Genomic DNA, 20,920 nt, shown 5'->3' with positions numbered 1-20,920 from the left:
TTTATACAAAAAAACCTTAACCTTCCTATTTATCATAGCGAAAAATGATGATAAACTCAAGACAGAGAAGAAAGAGAGGTTTCCCGTTCATGGACCGTATTCAATTTTTAGATAAACCCCTGGCGGCAAAAGCAGAAATCACCGCCGCGCTGGACCGTGCCTGCGCTCAGGTAGAAAAAAACCTGCCTGCGTTCACGTATCAATATCAGGCTGCCAGCAGCACCGATTTATTCTACCAGCCGATCATCAACATGGACTGGACCAACGGCTTCTGGACTGGCGAGATCTGGCTGGCTTATGAACACACGAAAAAGAACATCTTCAAGTATGCCGCACTGATTCAGGTGGAGGACTTCTACAAGCGGATCAATGAGGAATTCAGCGTCGATCATCATGACCTTGGCTTCCTGTACTCCCTCTCCTGCGTCGCGGGCTACAAACTGACCGGTGATGAAACGGCGAAGAAAGCGGCGATCATGGCGGCGGAGAAGCTGATCACCCGCTTTCAGGAAAAAGGCGAATTCATTCAGGCCTGGGGCGAGATGGGCGATAAGGACAGCTACCGGCTGATTATCGACTGTCTGTTAAACCTGCCGCTGTTGTACTGGGCGAGCGAGGTCACCGGTGATCCGAAGTTTGCGGACATCGCGCACAAGCATATCCGCACGGCGATGAAGTGTGTCGTGCGTGAGGATTACTCAACGATCCACACGTATTTCTTCGATCCGGAAACCGGCCTGCCGCTCAAGGGCGTCACGCATCAGGGCAACCGCGATAATTCCGCATGGGCACGCGGGCAGGCCTGGGGCGTTTACGGTACGATTCTGAGCTATCAATATACGCAGGATCCGGAATACCTGGAGCTGTTCCGCCACATCAGCGATTACTATCTGCGCCATCTGCCGAAGGATCTGGTTCCGTTCTGGGACTTCGATTTTACCGACGGAAGCAGTGAACCGCGCGATTCCTCTTCAGCGGCGATTGTGATCTGCGGCTTTCTGGAAGCGGCGAAAGTGCTGGACAAAGAAGAAGCGGAATACTATACGAGACTTGCGTATCAGATGATGAAATCATTGATCGACAACTATGAGGTTAAGGATTGGGATTCGACCAACGGCATCCTGCTTCACAGCACCTATAACCGCCACACGCCGACCAACACCTGCCGCAACAAAGGCGTCGACGAGTGCTGCAGCTGGGGCGACTACTATTATATGGAAGCCCTGACGCGGATGGTGACGGACTGGAATCGGTATTGGTAAGGAGCAAAGCATGAAGAAAAGCGAATTTTTTGCACAGAAGAAACAATTTTTTGTCAATGACACCGCGGCGGTGAAGGACTATGTTCTAACCCATTGCGCGCAGGATCAGATTGACAAGATCATCGCCCGGGCGGACGAAGCCTGCGCACAGAGCTTCCGTTTCGATCTGCGCTGGGATATGGAATACACGGAAATTCCGGTCGTGTTTGAAAAGGAAATCAACTGGCTGCATCAGCCGGCGGATGACCCGGAATGGATCTTTGCGTTTAACCGCCATCATTTCTGGATCACGATGGGACAGGCGTATGTGCTGACCGGCGATGAGAAATACGCCGAGGCGTTCGTCAAACAATGCAAGAGCTGGATCTGCCAGATCAACCTGCGCGATCCGGACTGTGCCAACGCCTGCCGGACATTGGAAACCGGAATCCGAATGAACCTGTGGATCAAGGCTTTCTGTCTGTTCCGCGACAGTCCGGCGCTGACCGACAGTTTCTGTTCGTTGTTTGAGGAATCAATCCTCGAGCAGGAAAAGTTCATCGCCGAAGTCTGGAACAGCACGAAGATCATTTCCAACTGGGGCGTGCTGGAAAACCACGGCTTGTTTACGGCAGCCTTGTTGATGCCGGAACATCCGTTCAGTGAGGAAATGCGCAGGGAAGCGCTGCGCCGGCTGGATCTGCAGCTGCAGCGGCAGGTGTATCCGGACGGCGTGCATTGGGAACAATCGACGATGTATCACAACGAGGTCGCGCAGGATTTTCTGGAAGTGAAGATTCTGGCCGACCGCAACGGTATCGAGCTGCCTTTTGGATATAATGAACGGCTGGCGAAAATGATCGACTTCTGCGTCGAACACCGCAAACCGGATGGGATTGAAATGGCGATGGGCGACAGCGACGATATCGACGTGCGCGACATCATCACCAAAGCAGCCGTCAGCTTCAACAATCCAGCCTGGAAAGCCGCCGGGTATCCGGAGTTTGATTTTGACTGTGTGTTTGATTTGGGCGCGGAAGCGGCGAAGGCGTATGCGGACATGCCGGCTATCCCCTCCGGCAAGCGAAGCGTCATCTTCCCGGACAGCGGACATATTTTCTGGCACAGTGATGATTCCGCGGATCAAACGTGGCTGCATTTCACCAACGGCGTCCATGGCGGCGGGCATGCCCATGAGGACAAGCTGCATGTCGATCTGTTTTACCGCGGCGAGGATATCGTGCGCGACAGCGGCCGGCTGACGTATGTCGATAAGCCGGAACGGTATGAGTTTAAAGGCCCGAGAGCGCACAATGTCATCGAGCTGGACGATCAGCCGTCAATTCAATGCAAGCGTTCCTGGGGATATCATAAGCGCTCCTGGTCGCTGAACACACAGATGAGTCAAGCCAGCAGCTTCCGGCTGGCGCAGGGGGCGGCGTTAGGTTACATGGATTTGGAAACCGGCAGCGCGGTGCTCAGCCGGAAGGTGGTCTGGCTGCGGGAAGATCTGATTCTTGTCCATGACGAGATTTATGCCAACCCGCAGGATAAGCATAAAATTGTGCAGCGCTGGCATTTCTCGCCGGATGCTCAGGTTATGTTAAAAGGGCAGACGGCGGGACTGATGTTGAACAACAGCGACTGCGAAGTGCTGACGCTGGCGGAGAAGGCTGAAGTCCGGCTGACGGACACGCGGCTGTCGCTGCATTACAATACGACGACGCCGTCGGTCATGTTGGAAACCGAGCTGAACGAAGCGGGTTTCACTTCGATCACAACGATTTTCTCACTCAACCCGAAAGGGGAAAAAGCGCCGTGCTTCGCGGTGCCGGCTCCGGTCAGTCTGGTCAGCCGGCAGGATCGTCCGTTTGCGAAATCGGTCGCGGAAGGCTGGGTGATCCAGAAGGGCGCCGATCAGTTCACCGTGATGATCGCGCATGAGGATTACATGGGACCGTCTGACGCCGTGCTGATCAACGAGCGTCAGGGCATGGGACATGTGATCGTCTGGTCCGGACTGGATAAAGAACAGTGGGGCACGACGCTGGCTTATTAAGCGGACTGTCAAGGAAATCAGCTTAGAATCAAGAATTGAAAGCAGTATAAAAGACTCTCGCTCAACCGGATTGACAGAAATCCGCATGAGGGGGAGTCTTTCTTTTGCACTGATGCACCGCCAGACTATGATGATCTGAGGGGACAACCTTGGCAGATCGTTATGCGTGAGATAAGAAATCAAGGATCCGTTGTTGAAAATCACCGGCTTCCTCATAGGCGGCATGACCCAAGCCCGGATAAATCAAAAGAGATGCCGTGTTCAGCTTTTCAGCCAGATCGCGGGAAGCCTGAACACCGACGATGTGATCACACTCGCCTCCGATCACGAAGACCGGGCAAAAGATCCGATGGATTTCTTCCAGCGCGTCATGATCAAGACAAGCCTGAGCCTGCGTGAGAAACCGGTCGAAGGTTTGGGGTTTCCCCCATCGGCTGAGCAGAGGAAGGAGCCGGCGGTATTTTTTGAGATAGGCGTCGGAGTAAGACTTTTCAGCCGTATCCGTCATCAAACCAGAATAATCCGACTGTTTTGCCATGTGGATCCAGCTTTGGAGGGTGGCGCGAGTTGTTTGTCCGGGCTGTGCTGTGGTGAGGGCCAAAACAAGGCGGCTGACAAGCTCTGGATAATCAATCGCGAGGTACTGGGCGATCATCCCACCCTGCGACACGCCCAGAACGGCGGCGGCTTTAATGCCTAAAGCTTTCATGGCAAGCGCCTGATCGGCAGCCATCTGCCGCGTGGAATAGATTGGGGGCAGCGTATTGCGGCGGCTGAACAAATAAACTTTGAAATGCCGGGCAATCCGTCGGTAGCTGAACGCAAAAGCGAGTGCCTGAAACTGACCATGAACCGGGGTCAGTCCATCGCCTAATCCGGGCAGAATGACCAGTGTTTTTGGACCTTTTCCAAAGACTAGATAATTCATCTTATCGCCGTTGACGGCAACTTGAGCGCTGCGAGCAGAAGTGAACATCAAAATTCCTCCTTATGAACGAAGTCGTTGTGTTCTTTGAATTTCCCGGACATGTGCTGAGGACAGCGGTTATTTGAATTCCATAAATCAGAGTCAGAGAACTTGAATCAAGCACTTTCCCGGGAAATAATCAGACCGCTTTAACCTTTAACTTCTTCTTTGGATGATAAGGCAAGCCACACTTTTTTTCGTAAATCACACAAATTCCTGCTTCCATCTTACCAACGAAATTTGTAAAAGGGAAGCGATCTTTGAAATACAGAAGAATGAAAGGGAAAAAATCCATTCTGTAAAATAAGGAAGGTTTAGTAAACCTGAAAAATCATAGTTGAGCTTTTGGGGCAGGCTATTTATACTGAAATCAAGAGGTGATGAACAATGATTGAAACGTTTAGAGTCAAAACCAGTCTGGATGAATTTGAGCGCATCGTGCTTCTCTACAAGGCACAGGATGGAAAAACATTCATCGGACATTCTTTCTATTACGGCGGCCGCGACGGTTCGGAATATCTGTTGTTTCTGTATAAAGATCCGCTGCCGCAGGGGGGCTTATTGGAAGGCTGGAATGAATTAGATGAAACGTCCTATCATATCACGATCGTCGGCGTTCATGATCATCGGATCGCGGTTGAGGACTTCCTCGTCTGTCACAATCCGGAACTGACCTGGGAAGATGTAATCTATGTACCGGTGCATGATTTTACCGAGGTGGACAGCGTCTATAAAGAATTAAATCCGCAGCCGGGACGGGCGTACGCGTTTGTGATTGGAAAGAGTGCGGCTGAATAACAAAACAGAATCATAGCGAAACAAGCGGGCACATCGAGGGAAAGATGGAAGCTCGCTTTTCTTTGCGGATGGAAATGCGGCGTGGGGAATATGTTATAATAAGAAAAAGAAAGAACAGGAGGGTTGGCGATGAGTATTGGACTTTCGTTTGAGGCTCAGATTCAGGATGTAAGTGAAGTCCGGGAAGAAATTATGGACTTGGCGGAACAGTGGAACATCCCGGCTTTTCCGGATGAAAACAGCGTGAGCTTATCGTTCTGCCCGATTGGAATTCTGGAAATTCAATTCCAACAGGAAGAGATGAATCATTGGATCATGTCAGGTGAGTGCGTGACGACACCGGCCGGACCGGGGCTGCACAAAGCGGCCGCTGATTTTATTGAGACGCTGGCGGATCGGCTGAATCTTGAAATTCTGTTTGAGGATGAAGCGGAATATATGATCTACCATGATTTTAAGAAAATGGTAGAGGATCATTTTTATCCCTGGCTGGCAACGCTGACGACGATTCCGATTCATCAGATGGAAGACGATGAATATACCAGCCTGTGCTTATGCTGGGATCTGAATCAATATATGCCCCGGGAAATTCCTGGCACGATCATCACGCACATGGGTCGATTTTCAATTTCCGCATTGGCTGAGAAGCTGGAAGACGGCATCGAGTCATTCGCCGATCAGTTCTTTATCTGGAAGAATCCGATCAAGGACGCACTGTATTACCGGAACTGTGCGTTGAACCAGTTGTGGGAGCATTGTTATTTCGCGCCGTCTTCCCGCAGTGAGCTGGATCGGCAGACCAACGAATTTATCTTCTCCCATCTGGAACAGGCGCTGATGATGGACCGAACGCTGCCATTTCCGATTGAAGCGTACTACAAGCTTTGTCAGCTGGATGGCAAAGACCCGCTGGATCTGACAGGGGTTCCTGAGCTGTGCTATGAAACAAAGATCGGGTATCGCCGGGACCGGATCACGCAGGATTTCGGCAACGTCAAGTTTGTATTCCCTGGGAAATATAAATATGAATATAAGCAGACGGAACAAGGCCGGGGAATCAATTTATGGACAGATGGAAGCGACCCGCTCTGTCCGCTCTGGCAGATCATCGGGTTTTCCCGCAATCAGGGAGATGCGATTTTCTTTGAGCAAGGATTTGAGAAAGTCTCGGACATCGAGGAATTCCAGGCGGGTGAGGGCATCTGTCGGTATGGCTGGTATGCGTCCAAGGACGAACTTCAGCTTGCGGCCCAGATTATTTGCGGCGCACAGCTGACGTTGATCACCGTGACTCTTCCTGACGAAGGGCAGCGGGAAGGGGTACTTGAACTACTGCACGCTGTCCGGGCGCTGCTTCCAAAAGAGGAAGTTCGGCAACAGGCGACGTATACTTTGCGGCAATAGTTCTGTTTTCCTGGCGGATCATGTTTTCCTTGCTTACTAAGGCGGAAAAGATCTGGCTTGGCAAAAGGATTGCGTATACACAGATACGAATCTATAAGTTGTTAAAAAATAAAAATCAGATTTCCCATGTTAAAGAATGAGAGTGAATTTACTGTAAAAAAAGCGCAATATTTGCATTATTACTCCTGTGCTCCGTTCTGACAAGTTATATCTTCAGAGATATGGATTTTTTGGCGAACGTTTTTATAATACTGAATAGCTTGACATTTATAATGACTGTCCTATTTCTAGTCATTGAACATGTTCAGTATAGAAAATAAGCTGAACAAGGATAATCTACTTGGCAAAAATGGAAAACAACTGAATTTGTGGCAATGCTTCAAACTGAAGCGGACATTGCTTTGTACTAAAACCTGGGCGAACCAGGCTTTTTTCTGGTTTACTGTAAAAATTGTACCTGCTTCTTCGTGCGAAACAGTGCTTTTAATGAAGAAAGAAGAAAGAAATCCTGTTCGCGTTGGCAATTTACATCAAAAAAGGTTCAGGCATAAACGCCAAAACCTTCGATCTTCATTCTTTAAAAATGGATGATCTGAATTTCCTTTATCGAAACTTGACGGTGATCAACAAAGCCCGGTCGGCATCGACCTGTTCCGGGTGTTCTAAACTTTGCATCAGATCGTTGACCTCCATTGAAAGCTGTCCATCGCTGCCGCCATCTTTTTCAAGTATCAAAAGCAGCGGCACCGGTTGGTTCAACGGAACGTCGATGGTTTCATCCAGACGATCCGTTCCGCGTGCTCCCCAGTCTGAAGTGAAATAAGCACCGTCTTCGCCAATCGGGACGCCCGGGGAAGACACGCCGCCGCAAGACCAGGCAAAGCGGGACTGATCGGCTAAAACCTGAATCATCAGGATTTTATCGTCGTGTTCAAGCATCCCGCTGGTTCCGCCGCCGGCCTCCTCCTGCCATTGATGATCCGCGTTTAACGTCCAGCTCTGAACTTCCAGCCCATCGACGGTCTCGTTGAGGTGCAAATCAAAAAAGAAGGTGGAATCCCCTTGCGGCATTAAATCAAGCAGAGTCTGGGTATCTTCGGAAAGCGTGTGCGGCGACACGCTTAACGGCGCTGTGGCGGTTGGTGTGGATTGACAGGCAGTGAACAGGGCAACAAGGCTGGATAGCGCCAAAGCGCGGAACAGTTTATTTTTCATGATTGTTTTTTCCTTTTATTACGATCTATGCTGCATCTGAAAACAGACCTGCGTTTTTTACGGGAAAGACTGAAATTTGAAGACCAGAGACAAGTCCGAGAGGAATTGTTTAGTAAATTGAAGCGTGGGAAGATCGAAAGATTTCGGGAAAATTTCGATCATTTGCGGCGGACGGCTGTTCGCATGCCGCATTGTACCGCAGACAGGCGTCGATCAAATCATGGACCGAATCGACAGAATAAGAAACCTGAGCTTTGATCGCCGGGCGGGCTGAATTCATCGCGAAGCCATACGGAATGCTTTGCAGCATATCCAGATCGTTCTGTTCATCGCCGATGGCGGCGGCCTGTTTCCGATCCAGACCTAACCGATCCAGAATCTCCAATAAAGCAGCTCCCTTGCTGCAGCCTGCACAGCTCATTTCCACCAGATCCGGACCGCTGCTGGTCACAGCCAGCCGGCCTTGGAAATGTTTGCCGAAGTAATCCAGGAAAAATGGGAGCCTTGCCGGATCGGCCAGGATCATAAAAATCTTATTGGGATACGCGGTTTGCGGCTGGTTCAAATAATCGCGGACCTGCCGCAGGTAAAGATCTTCTGGGAATCGCTTTTGAATCAGGCTGTCAGCCTGATAGGTGATCCGCTCGGTGATGTCGATATCCAATACGAAATCCAGTTCATCGCGAAAGGGTTCGCACAAATCGCACAGCTCGTTCAGCTCCGGCGGCATGACTTCCCGGCTCCATAACAGCTGGTCGTTCAGTATCACCTTGGCGCCGTTGCAGGCGATGATATCGCAGTCGACAGCGTAATCGCGGATGATTTCCTCACGCGTACATGCCCGTCTTCCCGTGGCGATCAAAAACCGATTGCCCGCATCCTTCCAGCGGATGATCGCATCCCGGTTGGCCGGCGTCATTTTCCCCAGTTCCTGCGCTCCATGATATAACGTGCCGTCCAGATCGCTGGCGATCAGCCGGATTGGTTTTCTGTCCTTCATCTGTGGTTTCTCCTTTCCTCTCTGAAAAAATCCGTTAAAAACAGGGTATCACAATCGCTGAAGAAAGGCAAACCGGATTCCCGATCCGCGGCAGTTTCTCCTTATTTAGTATAAGGAACAAAACAGATCTTTCACCGTTGCGATCAAAGTCCGGCCGCAAAGGAAAACCTTGTAGGAAATGGCTTTATGAAGCCAACCCGCGAAAGTCAGATCGAAATCAATCCGGCATCCGCAAAAGACAGATGCAGCGCTTCCTGCCGCCGCTTGATCAGACAGTTCAGTCGGAAAAGAATCCGAAAAGGAAGGCAGAACTTCTTCATCAAAGAAAACTCCTGATGTAAAAACTCATAACGTGTTTCAGAAGAAAGCAAAATCCCGGCGATGAAAAACGATGAAACATCAATTTCATGGGAAGAAGTGCTTTAGAACAGGAGAGAATTTTGCTATAATAACCCATGCGGAGGATGCAGTATGAAATGGGAAGAATTTATCGAAGCCTGTCGGCAAAAGAAAATCGAATGTTCCGCTGTTCAGCAGAATCAGTTTGTGCGGTATGCGCAGCTGCTGCGGGAATGGAATGAAAAAATAAATCTTACTGCCATCACGGAATGGGAGGAAGTGCTGGAAAAGCATTTCTATGATTCGCTGGTTCCGTTTGCCGGCATGGCGCTGGACGCTGTCCACCTGTGCGACGTCGGGGCGGGCGCGGGCTTTCCTTCCCTGCCGTTAAAAATTATGAATCCTCAAATGAAGATCACAATTTTAGAACCGCTGAACAAGCGGGTTGTTTTTCTCAAGGAAGTATGCCGCGAGCTTCAGCTGGACAATGTCGAATGTTTGAATGTCCGGGCTGAGGACTACGCGAAAGAACATCGCGAATCGTTTGATTTGGTCACGGCGCGGGCCGTCGCCAATCTGCGCGTGCTGTCGGAGCTGTGTCTGCCGTTAGTAAAAAAGAATGGAATCTTTGTCGCCATGAAGGGGGCCGCCGGATTTGAAGAACAAGCCGAGGCGGAAAAAGCGACGAAAATTCTGGGCGCGGAATTGGAAAAGGCCGAGGAAGTCCATCTGCAGGACGGCTCAGCGCGCGTCAATCTGACCTACCGCAAGGTCAGAACCACGCCGCCGCAGTATCCGCGCGCCTATGCGAAAATCAAAAAGAGTCCGTTGTAAAGGAGTGTTTTTATGAGAGAAGTTCGGGAAATATCAATCGAGCAGATTCATCCCAACCGTCACCAGCCGCGGCTGGAATTTAACGAAGACGCGCTGATGGAGCTGGCGCAGTCGATCCGGGAGAATGGGCTGATCCAGCCAATCACGGTTCGGGAAGACGAAGACGGGTATGAAATCATTGCCGGGGAACGCCGCTACAAAGCCTGCATTCTGGCCGGATACAGCGAAGTTCCATGCAATGTCATGAGCGCCGACGAACAAAAATTAGCGGAGCTGGCGTTAGTGGAAAACATTCAGCGCGAGAACCTGACTTCCATCGAAGAAGCCAAGGCGTACATCCAGATCATGCGCTCTGCCGGCATGACGCAGGAAGAACTGGCGTCCAAAATGGGAAAATCCCAGTCCACGATCGCAAACAAGGTGCGGTTATTGAATTTGCCGGATGAAATTCAGGAAGGTATCTCCTCCCGTAAGATTACGGAACGCCATGCGCGGGCGCTGCTTTCGGTGGAGCCGGAAAAGCAGCGGGAAGTCTATGAAAAAATCGTAAAGAAGGGCATGAACGTCCGTCAGACAGAACAGCTGATCACCAGCATGAAAGAAGCACCGCAGCCGAAAACCGAAGCGAAGAAACCGGTCTTCAAAGGATTTGCCCGCAATATTAAAATCGCGGTGAACACAATTTACCAGGCGGTGGAGATGGTTCGCCGCACCGGGATCGCGATTGAAACTGAGGAAGCAGAAACGGACAACGACGTCCGGATTATCATTAAGTTTCCCAATAAATAAGGAAGAAACCCCATACTTTTAAGGAAGGTCCTGACAAAAACAGGCCAGAGGTCAACAGGCGATGGATAAAACAGATTGCCTGTAAGACAGGAAGGTTCGCCTACCTTGCTGGGGGACAATTATGCTCTGTGAATACCGAGTGAGGATTAAATCAAGATAAAAGGATGTGAAAAAATGGGAAAAATCATTGCCATCGCCAATCAGAAGGGCGGCGTCGGAAAAACGACGACGAGCATCAATCTCTCCGCCGGACTGGCCTATCTCGGCAAAAAAATATTACTGGTCGATTTTGACCCGCAGGGCAATGCGACACAGGGCGTCGGCGCGACCCGCCAGAGCTTTGTAAAAAGTATTTACGACGTCATTATGAGTGACGTGGAAGTGAAAGACGCTGTGAAAACCATGAAGATTCCGCCGCTGGATATCCTGCCGGCGACGATTGACCTGGCCGGGGCGGATCTGGAAATGGTTGAATACAAATACGGCCGCGAGAAGCTGCTGAAAAACAAACTGGTCGCCGTGAAGAACGATTACGATTACATCATCATCGACTGTCCGCCTTCGCTGGGATTGCTGAACACCAACGCCCTGACGGCCGCGGATTCGGTGATCATCCCGGTGCAATGTGAATACTATGCGCTGGAAGGCTTGACGCAGCTGTTGTCGACAATTCGTCTGGTACAGCGTCTTTTCAACAATAAACTGATGATCGAAGGCGTATTATTGACGATGTTTGATGCGCGGACCAAGCTGAGCGTCGAAGTCCAGCAGGAAGTCCGGCGGTATTTCAAGGAGCGGGTATATAAAACGTATATTCCGCGCAACGTCAAGCTGTCGGAAGCGCCTTCCCGCGGCGCCACGATTTTTGAATATGACGTAAAATCGGAAGGAGCCAAGGCCTACGCATCGTTAGCAAAGGAAGTCATTTCCTATAACGCAAAGGAGGCAAAAGCCAATGAAAAAGGATGAAGCCCGGCTGGGGAAAGGCCTGGGAGCCATTTTCGGCGAGGATTTAAGCAATGTGATCGAGGAGATCCAGCAGGGCGACGAAAGCCGTCAGAGCGAGATCAAGCTGTCGGAGATCCGGCCGAATCCCTACCAGCCGCGTAAAATATTCGACGACGAGAAGATCGGCGAGCTGGCTCAGTCAATCAAGGAGCATGGCGTCTTCACTCCGGTATTGCTGCGCAAATCGGTCAAAGGCTACGAGCTGATCGCCGGTGAACGCCGCGTCCGCGCCAGTAAGAAGGCAGGATTGAAGACGATTCCCGCGATCGTCATGGAGTTCACCGAAGAACAGATGATGGAAATCTCGCTGCTGGAAAACATCCAGCGCGAAGACCTGAACGCGATTGAAGAAGCTCAGGCATATCAGCGCCTGATCGAACGGCTGGACTACACGCAGGAAAAACTGGCCCAGCGCGTCGGGAAATCCCGCGAACACATCACCAACACCCTGCGGCTGTTAAAGCTGCCGAAATCCGTCCAGCAGCTGGTCACGGAGAATAAATTGTCAATGGGGCATGTGCGCCCGTTAGTCACGATTGAGGATGAGGGCGAAGCCTATGATCTGGCGATGAAGATCGCCGAGGAAGGTCTGTCTGTGCGCGAGGTGGAACGGCTGGTCAAGGAACGGCAGGAAAAACCGAAACCGAAGGCCGCCAAAAAGGCGGAAGACCCGAATCTGCTGTATGTTGAGGAAGTCATGCAGAACAAGCTGCAGACCCGCGTCAAGGTCGATAAGAAACAGATCGTGATTCAGTATTCCGGTACGCAGGATTTGAACCGGATTCTGGAATTGATTCATTGTCTGGAAGAAACTGAATCGTAAACTGAAAATCAAAAAGGCATATCCAAGCGTCGAACGTCAGACGGGGATATGCCTTTTTTCAATGTTCATGGATTGTTTTTAACCATGCAAGCTTGTCTGCGCAAGGCAATCAGAAGCTTGCGGCCGGTCTTTTAAAGCAAGCTGGCGCTTTGCGATCCATTATTGCGAAGCGGGATGACCACTGAAAATCTTCTGTCCCGGAACCATTTCCAGTCCCTTTGCTTCCATCAGTTCCTGAACGGTGACAAGCTGATAACCCATTGCGGTCAACTGCGGGATAATCGCTGCGGCGGCGTCCGCAGATTCCGCGTGGATATCATGCATCAGAATGATATCGCCGTCTTCCACGTTTTCAAGGACATGGCTGATCGTTTTCTGCGCATCGCGGGTTTTCCAGTCCAGCGTGTCCATGCTCCACAAGATCAGCGGCACAGCGGAAGCCTCTTTGACTTGTTCGCTGACAGCGCCGTAGGGCGGACGCAGCGTTTTGACCTGTATCTGGCGGCCGGTTAACTCGCTGACCAGTTCACTGACGCGGCTTAGCTGATAGTTCAGGCGATCGTTGGACAGTTTTGTCAGATTCGGATGACTGTAAGTATGCGACGCGATTTCACTGCCGCTCTCCGCAACCGCTTTGACAACGTCCGGATAAAGCTCGACGTTGGTCCCGACCATGAAAAATGTACATGCCCCGTCGCTGGCTCGCAAAGCTTCCAGAATCCGCGGCGTATTCTTGGGGTGCGGACCATCGTCGAAGGTGAGCGCCACCATCGGCCGGTCAGGATCGACAGTTCTTGGAGGAATGAAGAGATTCCCGCTGTCTTCCGCAGGTTTTAACAGAAAATGAGAACCCAGCTGCGCCCGGTCCAGCGACCATTGCAGCGGACTTTCTGGGTCCAGATGGATTGATTCCTGTTCCGAGGTTTCCTGTTTGCTTTTATCCAATTTACTTTCTGCGTCAATATTGACTTCGTCGTGGCTTGTTTCTTCTTCCCGTTCAGCCTCGCCGTTTTCCTTTAACGTCTCTGTGGGGACGGGAAGATCAAAGAGGAATGTCAGTTGATCTCCCTCAGAATAAAACCGGGAGAAATTCTCTGCCGTAGGGGCGCTGGCCTGAATAAACGGCAGCGTGTATGCGAGGGAGCGGGTAGCCTCCTGATTTTTCATCGCATCCCGGAAAAGCGCGGAGATCCGCTCCAGCCCGGTTTGATCGAAAGCCTGTTCTGCGCCGATCAATTCCCCTGTCTGTTGATCAAGCATGTAACCCCAGTGTTCTTCCTCGATATGATCGCCGACTTTTTTCTGAATTAAATAGACAACCGACATGGTGTTCTGCGCCAAAGCTTCAGTATGATAATCCGCTTTGATCAGGATCGGTTTTGGATCTTCCTGACTGGCAGCCGGCCACTCGGCGTATGCCGTTGACAACGCGCTCATCAACAAGCCAGCCTGCTGCCGGGCTGTGGCTTGGACAGCCTGCGGTTCCTGCGGATAGAAAACGACAATTTCTGCCGCGTCTTGTTTTTCATGCAGCGCCTGATCCAACTGCCGGTCTTCTGCTTCCAGAAAGCTGGGGCGCGTGGTTTCTGACCAGCCTTGTGTGCTCAGAAACAGGGATCCGGCCACTGCTGCGCCGATTCCTGCCATGCTGAACAACAGGATTGGCAGGCGGGAACTCCGGTGCTGTCGCTTCGTGTTTTTAGCTTCGATTTTCAATCACGATTCCTCCTTTCTCCTTTTTATTGTTGCCGAATTTTGTCGAATCATGAAAAAAGCAGAGATAAGCCGGGCGTAAATCAGAGGAAAGTTTTCATTTTCAGCGAGTTTTCACAAATTTCAGAAAGCATCGCGGATAAATCGAAGAACTGTCTTTATATTGCGGACAAATTTAAAAAAGTGTCTTGCATTTCATTGGAAACTAAGGCACTATAAAATCAAAGAGACCGCTTACAAGAATGAAGGAGGAACAAGATGAGCGAAGGAAAATGGATGTGGGCTTTAGTGAAGGATAAGGCAGACGTCGGCTTAACGCTGAAACAGGTACCAATTCCGAAATGCGGCAAAAATGACGTGAAGATCAAAATCCGCAAGACGTCGATCTGCGGCACCGACGTGCATATTTATAACTGGAACGAATGGGCACAGCATACGATTCCGATCGGCTTGACCGCCGGGCATGAGTATGTCGGGGAAATCGTCGAGGTTGGCGAAAATGTCGAGGGCTTTCAGGTTGGCGACCTTGTCAGCGGGGAAGGGCATATCACCTGCGGCCATTGCCGGAACTGCCTGGCGGGACAGCCGCATTTATGCCGCAACACCCAGGGCGTCGGCGTCAACCGCAACGGTGCGTTCGCGCAGTACCTCGTGATTCCGGCGAAAAACGCGTGGCATTGCGATCCGTCGATCCGCGAGGAATTATATTCATGCTTCGATCCGTTAGGCAACGCGGTGCATACAGCACTGCAGTTCAATATGATCGGCGAGGATGTGCTGATCACCGGCGCCGGGCCAATCGGATGCATGGCGGCGGCGATCTCCCGCCATGTCGGAGCGCGGCATGTGGTCGTGACCGATGTCAACGAATACCGCCTGAACCTGGCCAGGACGCTCGGAGCGACCCGCACGGTCAACGTCGCTCAGGAGAAGCTGCCGGAGGTGATGCGTGAACTGGGCATGAAGGAAGGCTTCGACGTCGGTCTGGAGATGAGCGGCGCGCAGTCCGGCTTCAACGACATGATCGACAACATGAAAAACGGCGGCAAGATCGCGCTGTTGGGCTTACAGAAAGCGGACGCCCGGATCAACTGGGAAAAAGTCATTTTCAACGGGCTGACGATCAAGGGCATCTATGGCCGGGAGATGTGGGAAACCTGGTATAAGATGTCGACGATGCTGCAGAGCGGCTTGAACATCGACGCTGTGATCACTCATCGGTTCGATATTCAGGATTATGAAAAAGGATTCGCGGCGATGAACTCCGGACAATCCGGCAAAGTGGTGCTGGACTGGAGTTCGCTGCAGAAGGAGGAAAAAGAATGAATAAGATTGAAGCGCTGCACTATTACGCTCAGGAAGTTAAAGACATTAAAGAAGCCGGTTTGTTCAAAGGTGAAAGTCCGATCGTCACACCCCAATCCGCGCATGTGAGACTGGAAGATGGCCGTGAGGTCATCAACATGTGCGCGAACAACTATCTCGGTCTGGGCAACGATCCGCGTCTGATTCAGGCGGCACAGAAATCGTATGAGGAAAAGGGTTACGGTCTGGCTTCCGTGCGGTTTATCTGCGGTACGCAGGACAGCCACAAACAGCTGGAAGCGGCGATTTCGCACTTTCTGGGCATGGACGATACGATCCTGTATTCCTCCTGCTTCGATGCCAACGGCGGTCTGTTCGAGACAATTCTGGGACCGGAGGACGCTGTGATCAGCGATGAGCTGAATCATGCCAGCATCATCGACGGCGTGCGCTTATGCAAAGCCAAGCGTTTCCGTTATAAAAACAATGACATGGCCGATCTGCGGCTGCAGCTGATCGCTGCGGAGGAAGCCGGAGCACGGATTAAGCTGATCGCCACCGACGGTGTGTTCTCAATGGACGGCATCATCGCCGATCTGAAATCCATCTGCGATCTGGCCGACGAATTTCATGCGCTGGTCATGGTCGACGACAGTCATTCCGCCGGCTTTGTCGGAAAGCATGGCCGGGGAACGGCGGAATACTGCGGCGTGGAAGGGCGTGTGGACATCATCACCGGCACGCTGGGCAAGGCGTTAGGCGGGGCTTCCGGCGGCTTTACGGCGGCGCGTCAGGAAATTGTCGATCTGCTTCGTCAGCGCAGCCGTCCGTATCTGTTCTCCAACACCTTGGCGCCGGCCATCGTCGCCGCTTCGCTGGAAGTCTTCAAGATTCTGGAAGCCGATACCTCGCTGCGCGATCATCTTGAAGACATCACCGCTTATTACCGTCAGAAAATGACGGACTCCGGATTCGATATCATCCCGAGCGTGCATCCAATCGTGCCGGTTATGCTTTATGATGAAAAGACCGCCGGGGAAATGGCCAGACGGATGATGGACAAAGGCATCTACGTCGTCGCCTTCTCCTATCCGGTCGTCCCGAAGGGGAAAGCCCGGATCCGCACGCAGGTCAGCGCCGCGCATACCCGCGAAGACATCGACACGATTGTCCGCTGCTTCTGCGAAGTCCGCGAAGAAATGCGAAAATAAAGCAAAAAAGACCCGTTTTCGAGCAGAAAGCGGGTTTCTTTTCATTTCCAAAAACTTTTCAGTTCCTGAAAATGATTCCAGAAAGATCAAGAAAGCCTCAGAGTGAAGCCATGATCTGGATATATTGTGTTTATTTTGTGAAATCATTGTGATTATATTCACTTGACGGATGAAGAGATTTCTGTAAAATAGGGGTTGTAGAGGAGATCTACATAGGAGGAAACATGAACAACAAATTTGTGAAGGTCGGTCTTGCGGGTTTATTAGCGGCAAGCATGACTGCTTGCTCAAATACGCCTGCGGAACCAAGTCAGGAAAAAACTCCTGACACGGCAAACTCCGGCGTCTATGACGTCAAGGGTACAGGTTATGGCGGAGAGATGAATCTGAAAGTCACGATCGCCGATCAGAAGATTACGGACATCGAGCTGGTGGACAGCCACGAAACCAATGTCGTCATTGATCGCGCGTTCCCGGTGATTAAAGAGAGAATTCTGGAAGCCAACTCGCCGGTCGTTGACAGCGTGACGGCTGCGACATTCTCGTCGTTTGGCGTGAAGGCTGCGGTTGCGGATGCGATGAAGCAGGCGGGCATGGATGTGGAAGACATCACAATGACCACGCAGGGACCGGAAAAACCAGCGTCTCAGCGTGAAGCGGAAACCTGCGATATCGTCGTTGTCGGCGGCGGTCCTTCGGGATTAGCGGCAGCCATCGGCGCGAAGCAGACCAATGCGAACGCCAACGTGATTCTGGTTGAAAAACTGGATATCCTGAGCGGCAACGGCAAATTCGATATGAACTTCTTCGATATCATCAATACCGAAGCTCAGAAAAAAGCGGGCAATGAGGAATGGACGGTCAATCAGGTCGAAAACTTCATTGAAAGCAAGTCGAAATCCGGCGAAAGCGCCGAACGCATCGAAGTCTGGGCCAACCAGGAAAACGAACTGGATGCCTGGCTGCGCGCGATGGGCGTCGAGCTGAACTACAACTATGGTGGAACCAACCACATGGCGGAAGACAACCAGTATTCCGGCGAAGTCATTCAGGCAGGTCTGGAAAAGACGGCGAAGGACCTGGGCGTCGATATCCGCACCGGCACTAAGGGTGAAGATCTGATTCTGGACGGCAAGGACGTCATCGGCGTGAAAGTCACAAACAACGATAACGAATCGTATGACATCAATGCGCAGGCAGTCATCATCGCGACCGGCGGCTTCTGCAGCAACAAGGAGCTGTTAGCCGAATATGCTCCGGGCTACGAAGTCATGAATACGTCGAACCAGATGGGCACGACGGGCGACTTTGTCAAAGTCTTTGAAAAGAACGGCTTCCAGATGGAAAACATGGGCAAGATGAGCGTGTTCTCCAACATCATCGTTCCACGCCGGGATCTGACAGGCGGTGCGGACATGAATCTGTTAGTCAACAAAGCCGGCGAACTGCTGAACGACAACAACGGCGGACTGGATCGCGCAGCGATGGTTCAGGGTCAGTTGGATGGCGCGGCTTTCTATATCACAGATAAGACGGGCTACGATTCATTCTATCGGATCCGCAAGCATGTCGGTCTGGGCTACTATGCGGAAGGCAAGACGATTGAAGAACTGGCGGAAGCGCTGGGTGTTGATGCGGCTGGGTTGAAGGCCAGCATTGAACAGTACAACGCAGATGCGGAAGCGGGCGCAGAAAACGCGGTCTTGGGCGAAGTTCCTTCCCGTGCATTGGATGCGGAAGGTCCGTACTACGGCGTTCGCGTCGAACCGGCAAATCACATGACCAAGGGCGGCGTTGTCGCTAACGAAAAAGCACAGGTTCTCTACGAAGACGGCACTGTCGTCAAGGGTCTGTACGCTTCTGGAGAAGTGACATGGCAGTCCGGCGGTTATTCCCAGTCGGTTGTCTTTGGTAAGGTCGCGGGCGAAAACGCTGCGGCAGAACTGAAATAAATCTGAACTTAAGACGTTGTTTAAGGTTCTCACCCGATTTGGGGGAAAGACTTGAAACTTCTTACAAACAAGCAGGCAGGACAGAGATATCAAGCTTTGTTCTGCCTGTTTTTTAATTTTTACGCAAAGCAAAACCGTAAAAAGGACAGGCAGCCCGCTGATCTCAGGTTCTTAATCGGATTTGGGCAAAAATAAAAAGGGCGGGCAAGATAACGTTTTATATCAAGCTTTATCTTGCCTGCTTCTTTGCATGGAAATGCTATTCCTGTCCTAAACCGGGTAAGAACCTGATCTCAGCCGTTGAATCCGCTACTTTGATCAGGCGTGATCGCTTGAATCATTTATTCTTCGAAGGTGGATTGGTTATCGTAGCTTTTTAGAAAAATGTGTAATTTCAAACCATAAAACAGTCGTAAATGGATTTCAATGCAATCGGAGCGATCAGAAACAGGCGTTACACTTTATTTATCTGACGATTGTTTTCCATAAAAACAGAAATAATCGACCTCGCTTATTCCTTCACGCTTGAATTCCGGCTTGTGCGAAGATCGAGAACATTATAAAATGAAATTATGAAAATCGCTTATTGTGAAGATGAAAAAACTCAGAAAGCGATTCTGGAAGAATCGCTTGGCCGTTGGGGCAAAACAGATCTGGTCTGGTATGAAAGTGCAGAACAGATGCTTTTTGAGTGCGACGGCCGATATCCGTTTGATTTGATCATCCTCGATATCCAGATGAAGAAACAGAACGGGATGGAGCTGGCGCGCAAGATCCGTCAGACTGACGCGCAGGTACCGATCTTGTTTTTAACGGCGATCAAGGAGTATGTGTTTGAAGGTTATGAGGTCAAAGCTCTGCGGTATCTGATCAAACCAGTTCAGGATACGGCGTTGTTCGCGATCCTCGATGAAATTCAATCTGCAGCTCAGCACTCGATTTTATTAAACGGAAGTCGGATTAACCTGAATGATCTAATTTATGTGGAAGCGGAAGCCCACTATTGTCATCTTGTTTTTGAAGATCATCGGCAGAAAGAGAAGATCGGCATCCGGGAGCTGAAGGCGATGCTGGACGAAACGTTTGTGATGATTCACCGTTCGTATCTGGTCAATATCGCCAAGGTGGATCAGATCCGCCGTGAGGATATCTCTGCGGGTCCGTTTACGCTGCCGGTCGCCCGGTCGCAGTTAAAGATTGTCAACGAGGCGTTCATTCAATATAACAAAGGAACAGGCTTATGATCGCGGTTTATCTTGTGGAGTGTTTGCCGGGAATCGGACTGATGATTCTGCTCTGGCTGCGGTTTCAGCGAAAAAGTCTGGCACTGGATTTGGCGGTGCTGGCCGGCGCGGCACTCAGTTATATGGGAACCCGCTCCTTTCTGCCGTTTTTCTGCGTTGCTTATCTGCTTTGTCTTGTCCTTGAACAGCAGCGAAGTCAGAGCCGGCCGGCGATTCTGGCGGTGATCGGCGTGAGTATGCTTTTCCTCGTCGGCTGCGGTGTATTGCAGGATCAGCTTCTGCTTTTTCTGATGATCAGCCTTTTGCTTTACGGCGTCGGCTGCGAAAACCAGCGGTTGCTGCGGCGCAGTTATGAAGACCGGATGATGGAATATCAGAATAAAATTCTGGTCCAGCAGATGGAGGAAGTCAATAATATCTATCAGATTATGCGCGGCTGGCGGCATGATTATCACAATCATTTACAGAATCTGAAAGCCCAGCTGCGGATGAATCAAATCGAGGAAGCGAAGAACTATCTGAACGCACTGGAACAGGATCTGGAAGACGTCTATGAGCTGGTGGACAGCGGCAACCTGAACGTCGACGCGATCCTGAATTCAAAACTGTCGATGGCGATCAAGAAAGAGATCGCGCTGGACTACAAAGCGACCGTGCCGAGTCAGCTTACCGTCGCCGATCTGGATCTGTGCGTGATTCTGGGAAATCTGATCGACAATGCGATGGAAGCGTGCGAAGGGTTGGCGTCGGACCGGTTTATCCGTTTATATATCGGCGTCTTTAAGCAGCAGCTTTACATCTCCGTTGCCAATGCGACCGCGGAGGTGGTGCGGAAGATGGATGATGAATACATCACGCATAAACGAGGCAACCATGGGCATGGCTTACTGCGCATCAATCGGGAAGTGGAGAAGTACGGCGGGTATATCAACCGCAAGAATGAGCCGGGGATCTTCGTCACAGAAATTATGCTTCCTTTATAAGACCATTCGTGCATGAAATTTTGCATTTCGTGCAC

At 51.0% G+C, this 20,920-nt stretch carries 18 protein-coding genes; 14 read left to right on the top strand and 4 right to left on the bottom strand.

Features of this window, described 5'->3' with window-relative positions; genetic code table 11:
* The first annotated feature begins 89 nt into the window (after nucleotides 1-89).
* Both BQ7364_RS13080 and BQ7364_RS13075 read left to right on the top strand, forming a co-directional pair.
* Nucleotides 90-1,262 (top strand): glycoside hydrolase family 88 protein, encoded by a 1,173-nt coding sequence (locus tag BQ7364_RS13080; protein ID WP_072685152.1) that lies wholly within the window; start codon nucleotides 90-92, stop codon nucleotides 1,260-1,262.
* Between the two features lie 10 nt (nucleotides 1,263-1,272).
* The gene (locus tag BQ7364_RS13075) at nucleotides 1,273-3,300 is read left to right on the top strand and encodes an alginate lyase family protein (RefSeq protein WP_072685151.1); all 2,028 of its coding nucleotides are present in this window, start codon (nucleotides 1,273-1,275) and stop codon (nucleotides 3,298-3,300) included.
* A gap of 160 nt (nucleotides 3,301-3,460) precedes the next feature.
* On the opposite strand, the gene BQ7364_RS13070 is transcribed toward BQ7364_RS13075, so the two are convergent.
* Complete coding sequence (locus BQ7364_RS13070) at nucleotides 3,461-4,276, bottom strand: alpha/beta fold hydrolase (protein ID WP_072685150.1); 816 nt, start codon at nucleotides 4,274-4,276, stop codon at nucleotides 3,461-3,463.
* Between the two features lie 378 nt (nucleotides 4,277-4,654).
* On the opposite strand from BQ7364_RS13070, the gene BQ7364_RS13065 reads away from it, so the two are divergent.
* The 3 genes from BQ7364_RS13065 to BQ7364_RS17815 all read left to right on the top strand — a co-directional run bounded on the left by BQ7364_RS13065 (nucleotide 4,655) and on the right by BQ7364_RS17815 (nucleotide 7,060).
* Nucleotides 4,655-5,065: a hypothetical protein gene (locus BQ7364_RS13065; RefSeq protein ID WP_072685149.1), complete on the top strand. Its 411-nt coding sequence runs from the start codon at nucleotides 4,655-4,657 to the stop codon at nucleotides 5,063-5,065.
* Nucleotides 5,066-5,194: 129 nt separating this feature from the next.
* Nucleotides 5,195-6,469, top strand: a complete 1,275-nt coding sequence (locus BQ7364_RS13060; RefSeq protein ID WP_072685148.1) for a hypothetical protein — start codon at nucleotides 5,195-5,197, stop codon at nucleotides 6,467-6,469.
* 300 nt (nucleotides 6,470-6,769) lie between these two features.
* Entirely contained in the window at nucleotides 6,770-7,060 is a 291-nt protein-coding gene (locus BQ7364_RS17815) for a hypothetical protein (protein WP_139248642.1), read from the top strand.
* Nucleotides 7,061-7,072: 12 nt separating this feature from the next.
* Here BQ7364_RS17815 and BQ7364_RS13055 read toward each other — a convergent pair whose 3' ends face one another.
* Both BQ7364_RS13055 and BQ7364_RS13050 read right to left on the bottom strand, forming a co-directional pair.
* Nucleotides 7,073-7,684 (bottom strand): hypothetical protein, encoded by a 612-nt coding sequence (locus BQ7364_RS13055; protein WP_072685147.1) that lies wholly within the window; start codon nucleotides 7,682-7,684, stop codon nucleotides 7,073-7,075.
* 109 nt (nucleotides 7,685-7,793) lie between these two features.
* Nucleotides 7,794-8,684 carry an HAD-IIB family hydrolase gene (locus tag BQ7364_RS13050; RefSeq protein WP_072685146.1) on the bottom strand — a complete coding sequence of 297 codons (891 nt, stop codon included), beginning with the start codon at nucleotides 8,682-8,684 and terminating at the stop codon, nucleotides 7,794-7,796.
* 471 nt (nucleotides 8,685-9,155) lie between these two features.
* On the opposite strand from BQ7364_RS13050, the gene rsmG reads away from it, so the two are divergent.
* The 4 genes from rsmG to BQ7364_RS13030 all read left to right on the top strand — a co-directional run bounded on the left by rsmG (nucleotide 9,156) and on the right by BQ7364_RS13030 (nucleotide 12,477).
* Entirely contained in the window at nucleotides 9,156-9,857 is a 702-nt protein-coding gene (gene rsmG / locus BQ7364_RS13045) for a 16S rRNA (guanine(527)-N(7))-methyltransferase RsmG (protein ID WP_072685145.1), read from the top strand.
* 12 nt (nucleotides 9,858-9,869) lie between these two features.
* The gene (gene noc / locus BQ7364_RS13040) at nucleotides 9,870-10,646 is read left to right on the top strand and encodes a nucleoid occlusion protein (RefSeq protein ID WP_072685144.1); all 777 of its coding nucleotides are present in this window, start codon (nucleotides 9,870-9,872) and stop codon (nucleotides 10,644-10,646) included.
* A gap of 174 nt (nucleotides 10,647-10,820) precedes the next feature.
* Complete coding sequence (locus tag BQ7364_RS13035; RefSeq protein WP_072685143.1) at nucleotides 10,821-11,615, top strand: ParA family protein; 795 nt, start codon at nucleotides 10,821-10,823, stop codon at nucleotides 11,613-11,615.
* Complete coding sequence (locus BQ7364_RS13030; RefSeq protein ID WP_072685142.1) at nucleotides 11,602-12,477, top strand: ParB/RepB/Spo0J family partition protein; 876 nt, start codon at nucleotides 11,602-11,604, stop codon at nucleotides 12,475-12,477. The genes BQ7364_RS13035 and BQ7364_RS13030 overlap by 14 nt, the downstream gene beginning before the upstream one ends.
* 159 nt (nucleotides 12,478-12,636) lie before the next feature.
* On the opposite strand, the gene BQ7364_RS13025 is transcribed toward BQ7364_RS13030, so the two are convergent.
* On the bottom strand, nucleotides 12,637-14,193 hold the full coding sequence (locus BQ7364_RS13025; protein WP_072685141.1) for a polysaccharide deacetylase family protein: 1,557 nt from the start codon (nucleotides 14,191-14,193) through the stop codon (nucleotides 12,637-12,639).
* Nucleotides 14,194-14,466: 273 nt separating this feature from the next.
* Between BQ7364_RS13025 and tdh the strand changes: the two genes are divergently transcribed.
* The 5 genes from tdh to BQ7364_RS13000 all read left to right on the top strand — a co-directional run bounded on the left by tdh (nucleotide 14,467) and on the right by BQ7364_RS13000 (nucleotide 20,885).
* On the top strand, nucleotides 14,467-15,516 hold the full coding sequence (gene tdh, locus BQ7364_RS13020; protein WP_369802557.1) for an L-threonine 3-dehydrogenase: 1,050 nt from the start codon (nucleotides 14,467-14,469) through the stop codon (nucleotides 15,514-15,516).
* Nucleotides 15,513-16,706, top strand: a complete 1,194-nt coding sequence (locus tag BQ7364_RS13015; protein ID WP_072685139.1) for a glycine C-acetyltransferase — start codon at nucleotides 15,513-15,515, stop codon at nucleotides 16,704-16,706. The genes tdh and BQ7364_RS13015 overlap by 4 nt, the downstream gene beginning before the upstream one ends.
* Before the next feature lie 224 nt (nucleotides 16,707-16,930).
* Complete coding sequence (locus BQ7364_RS13010) at nucleotides 16,931-18,658, top strand: FAD-binding protein (protein WP_072685138.1); 1,728 nt, start codon at nucleotides 16,931-16,933, stop codon at nucleotides 18,656-18,658.
* A gap of 572 nt (nucleotides 18,659-19,230) precedes the next feature.
* The gene (locus BQ7364_RS13005) at nucleotides 19,231-19,902 is read left to right on the top strand and encodes a LytR/AlgR family response regulator transcription factor (protein WP_072685137.1); all 672 of its coding nucleotides are present in this window, start codon (nucleotides 19,231-19,233) and stop codon (nucleotides 19,900-19,902) included.
* Entirely contained in the window at nucleotides 19,899-20,885 is a 987-nt protein-coding gene (locus tag BQ7364_RS13000) for a sensor histidine kinase (protein ID WP_229100702.1), read from the top strand. Before BQ7364_RS13005 ends, BQ7364_RS13000 begins: the two co-directional genes overlap by 4 nt.
* Nucleotides 20,886-20,920: the final 35 nt, after the last annotated feature.

Source organism: Holdemania sp. Marseille-P2844, from assembly GCF_900120005.1.
Lineage (GTDB): Bacteria > Bacillota_I > Bacilli_A > Erysipelotrichales > Erysipelotrichaceae > Holdemania.
This window is presented reverse-complemented; position numbering and strand designations above follow the sequence as displayed.

What these genes read in the sequence shown, in the direction of transcription:
- BQ7364_RS13080 (WP_072685152.1), top strand. Translation starts at nt 90, where the DNA reads ATGGACCGTATTCAATTTTTAGATAAACCCCTGGCGGCAAAAGCAGAA.
- BQ7364_RS13075 (WP_072685151.1), top strand. Translation starts at nt 1,273, where the DNA reads ATGAAGAAAAGCGAATTTTTTGCACAGAAGAAACAATTTTTTGTCAAT.
- BQ7364_RS13070 (WP_072685150.1), bottom strand. Translation starts at nt 4,276, where the DNA reads ATGTTCACTTCTGCTCGCAGCGCTCAAGTTGCCGTCAACGGCGATAAG.
- BQ7364_RS13065 (WP_072685149.1), top strand. Translation starts at nt 4,655, where the DNA reads ATGATTGAAACGTTTAGAGTCAAAACCAGTCTGGATGAATTTGAGCGC.
- BQ7364_RS13060 (WP_072685148.1), top strand. Translation starts at nt 5,195, where the DNA reads ATGAGTATTGGACTTTCGTTTGAGGCTCAGATTCAGGATGTAAGTGAA.
- BQ7364_RS17815 (WP_139248642.1), top strand. Translation starts at nt 6,770, where the DNA reads ATGTTCAGTATAGAAAATAAGCTGAACAAGGATAATCTACTTGGCAAA.
- BQ7364_RS13055 (WP_072685147.1), bottom strand. Translation starts at nt 7,684, where the DNA reads ATGAAAAATAAACTGTTCCGCGCTTTGGCGCTATCCAGCCTTGTTGCC.
- BQ7364_RS13050 (WP_072685146.1), bottom strand. Translation starts at nt 8,684, where the DNA reads ATGAAGGACAGAAAACCAATCCGGCTGATCGCCAGCGATCTGGACGGC.
- rsmG (WP_072685145.1), top strand. Translation starts at nt 9,156, where the DNA reads ATGAAATGGGAAGAATTTATCGAAGCCTGTCGGCAAAAGAAAATCGAA.
- noc (WP_072685144.1), top strand. Translation starts at nt 9,870, where the DNA reads ATGAGAGAAGTTCGGGAAATATCAATCGAGCAGATTCATCCCAACCGT.
- BQ7364_RS13035 (WP_072685143.1), top strand. Translation starts at nt 10,821, where the DNA reads ATGGGAAAAATCATTGCCATCGCCAATCAGAAGGGCGGCGTCGGAAAA.
- BQ7364_RS13030 (WP_072685142.1), top strand. Translation starts at nt 11,602, where the DNA reads ATGAAAAAGGATGAAGCCCGGCTGGGGAAAGGCCTGGGAGCCATTTTC.
- tdh (WP_369802557.1), top strand. Translation starts at nt 14,467, where the DNA reads ATGTGGGCTTTAGTGAAGGATAAGGCAGACGTCGGCTTAACGCTGAAA.
- BQ7364_RS13015 (WP_072685139.1), top strand. Translation starts at nt 15,513, where the DNA reads ATGAATAAGATTGAAGCGCTGCACTATTACGCTCAGGAAGTTAAAGAC.
- BQ7364_RS13010 (WP_072685138.1), top strand. Translation starts at nt 16,931, where the DNA reads ATGAACAACAAATTTGTGAAGGTCGGTCTTGCGGGTTTATTAGCGGCA.
- BQ7364_RS13005 (WP_072685137.1), top strand. Translation starts at nt 19,231, where the DNA reads ATGAAAATCGCTTATTGTGAAGATGAAAAAACTCAGAAAGCGATTCTG.
- BQ7364_RS13000 (WP_229100702.1), top strand. Translation starts at nt 19,899, where the DNA reads ATGATCGCGGTTTATCTTGTGGAGTGTTTGCCGGGAATCGGACTGATG.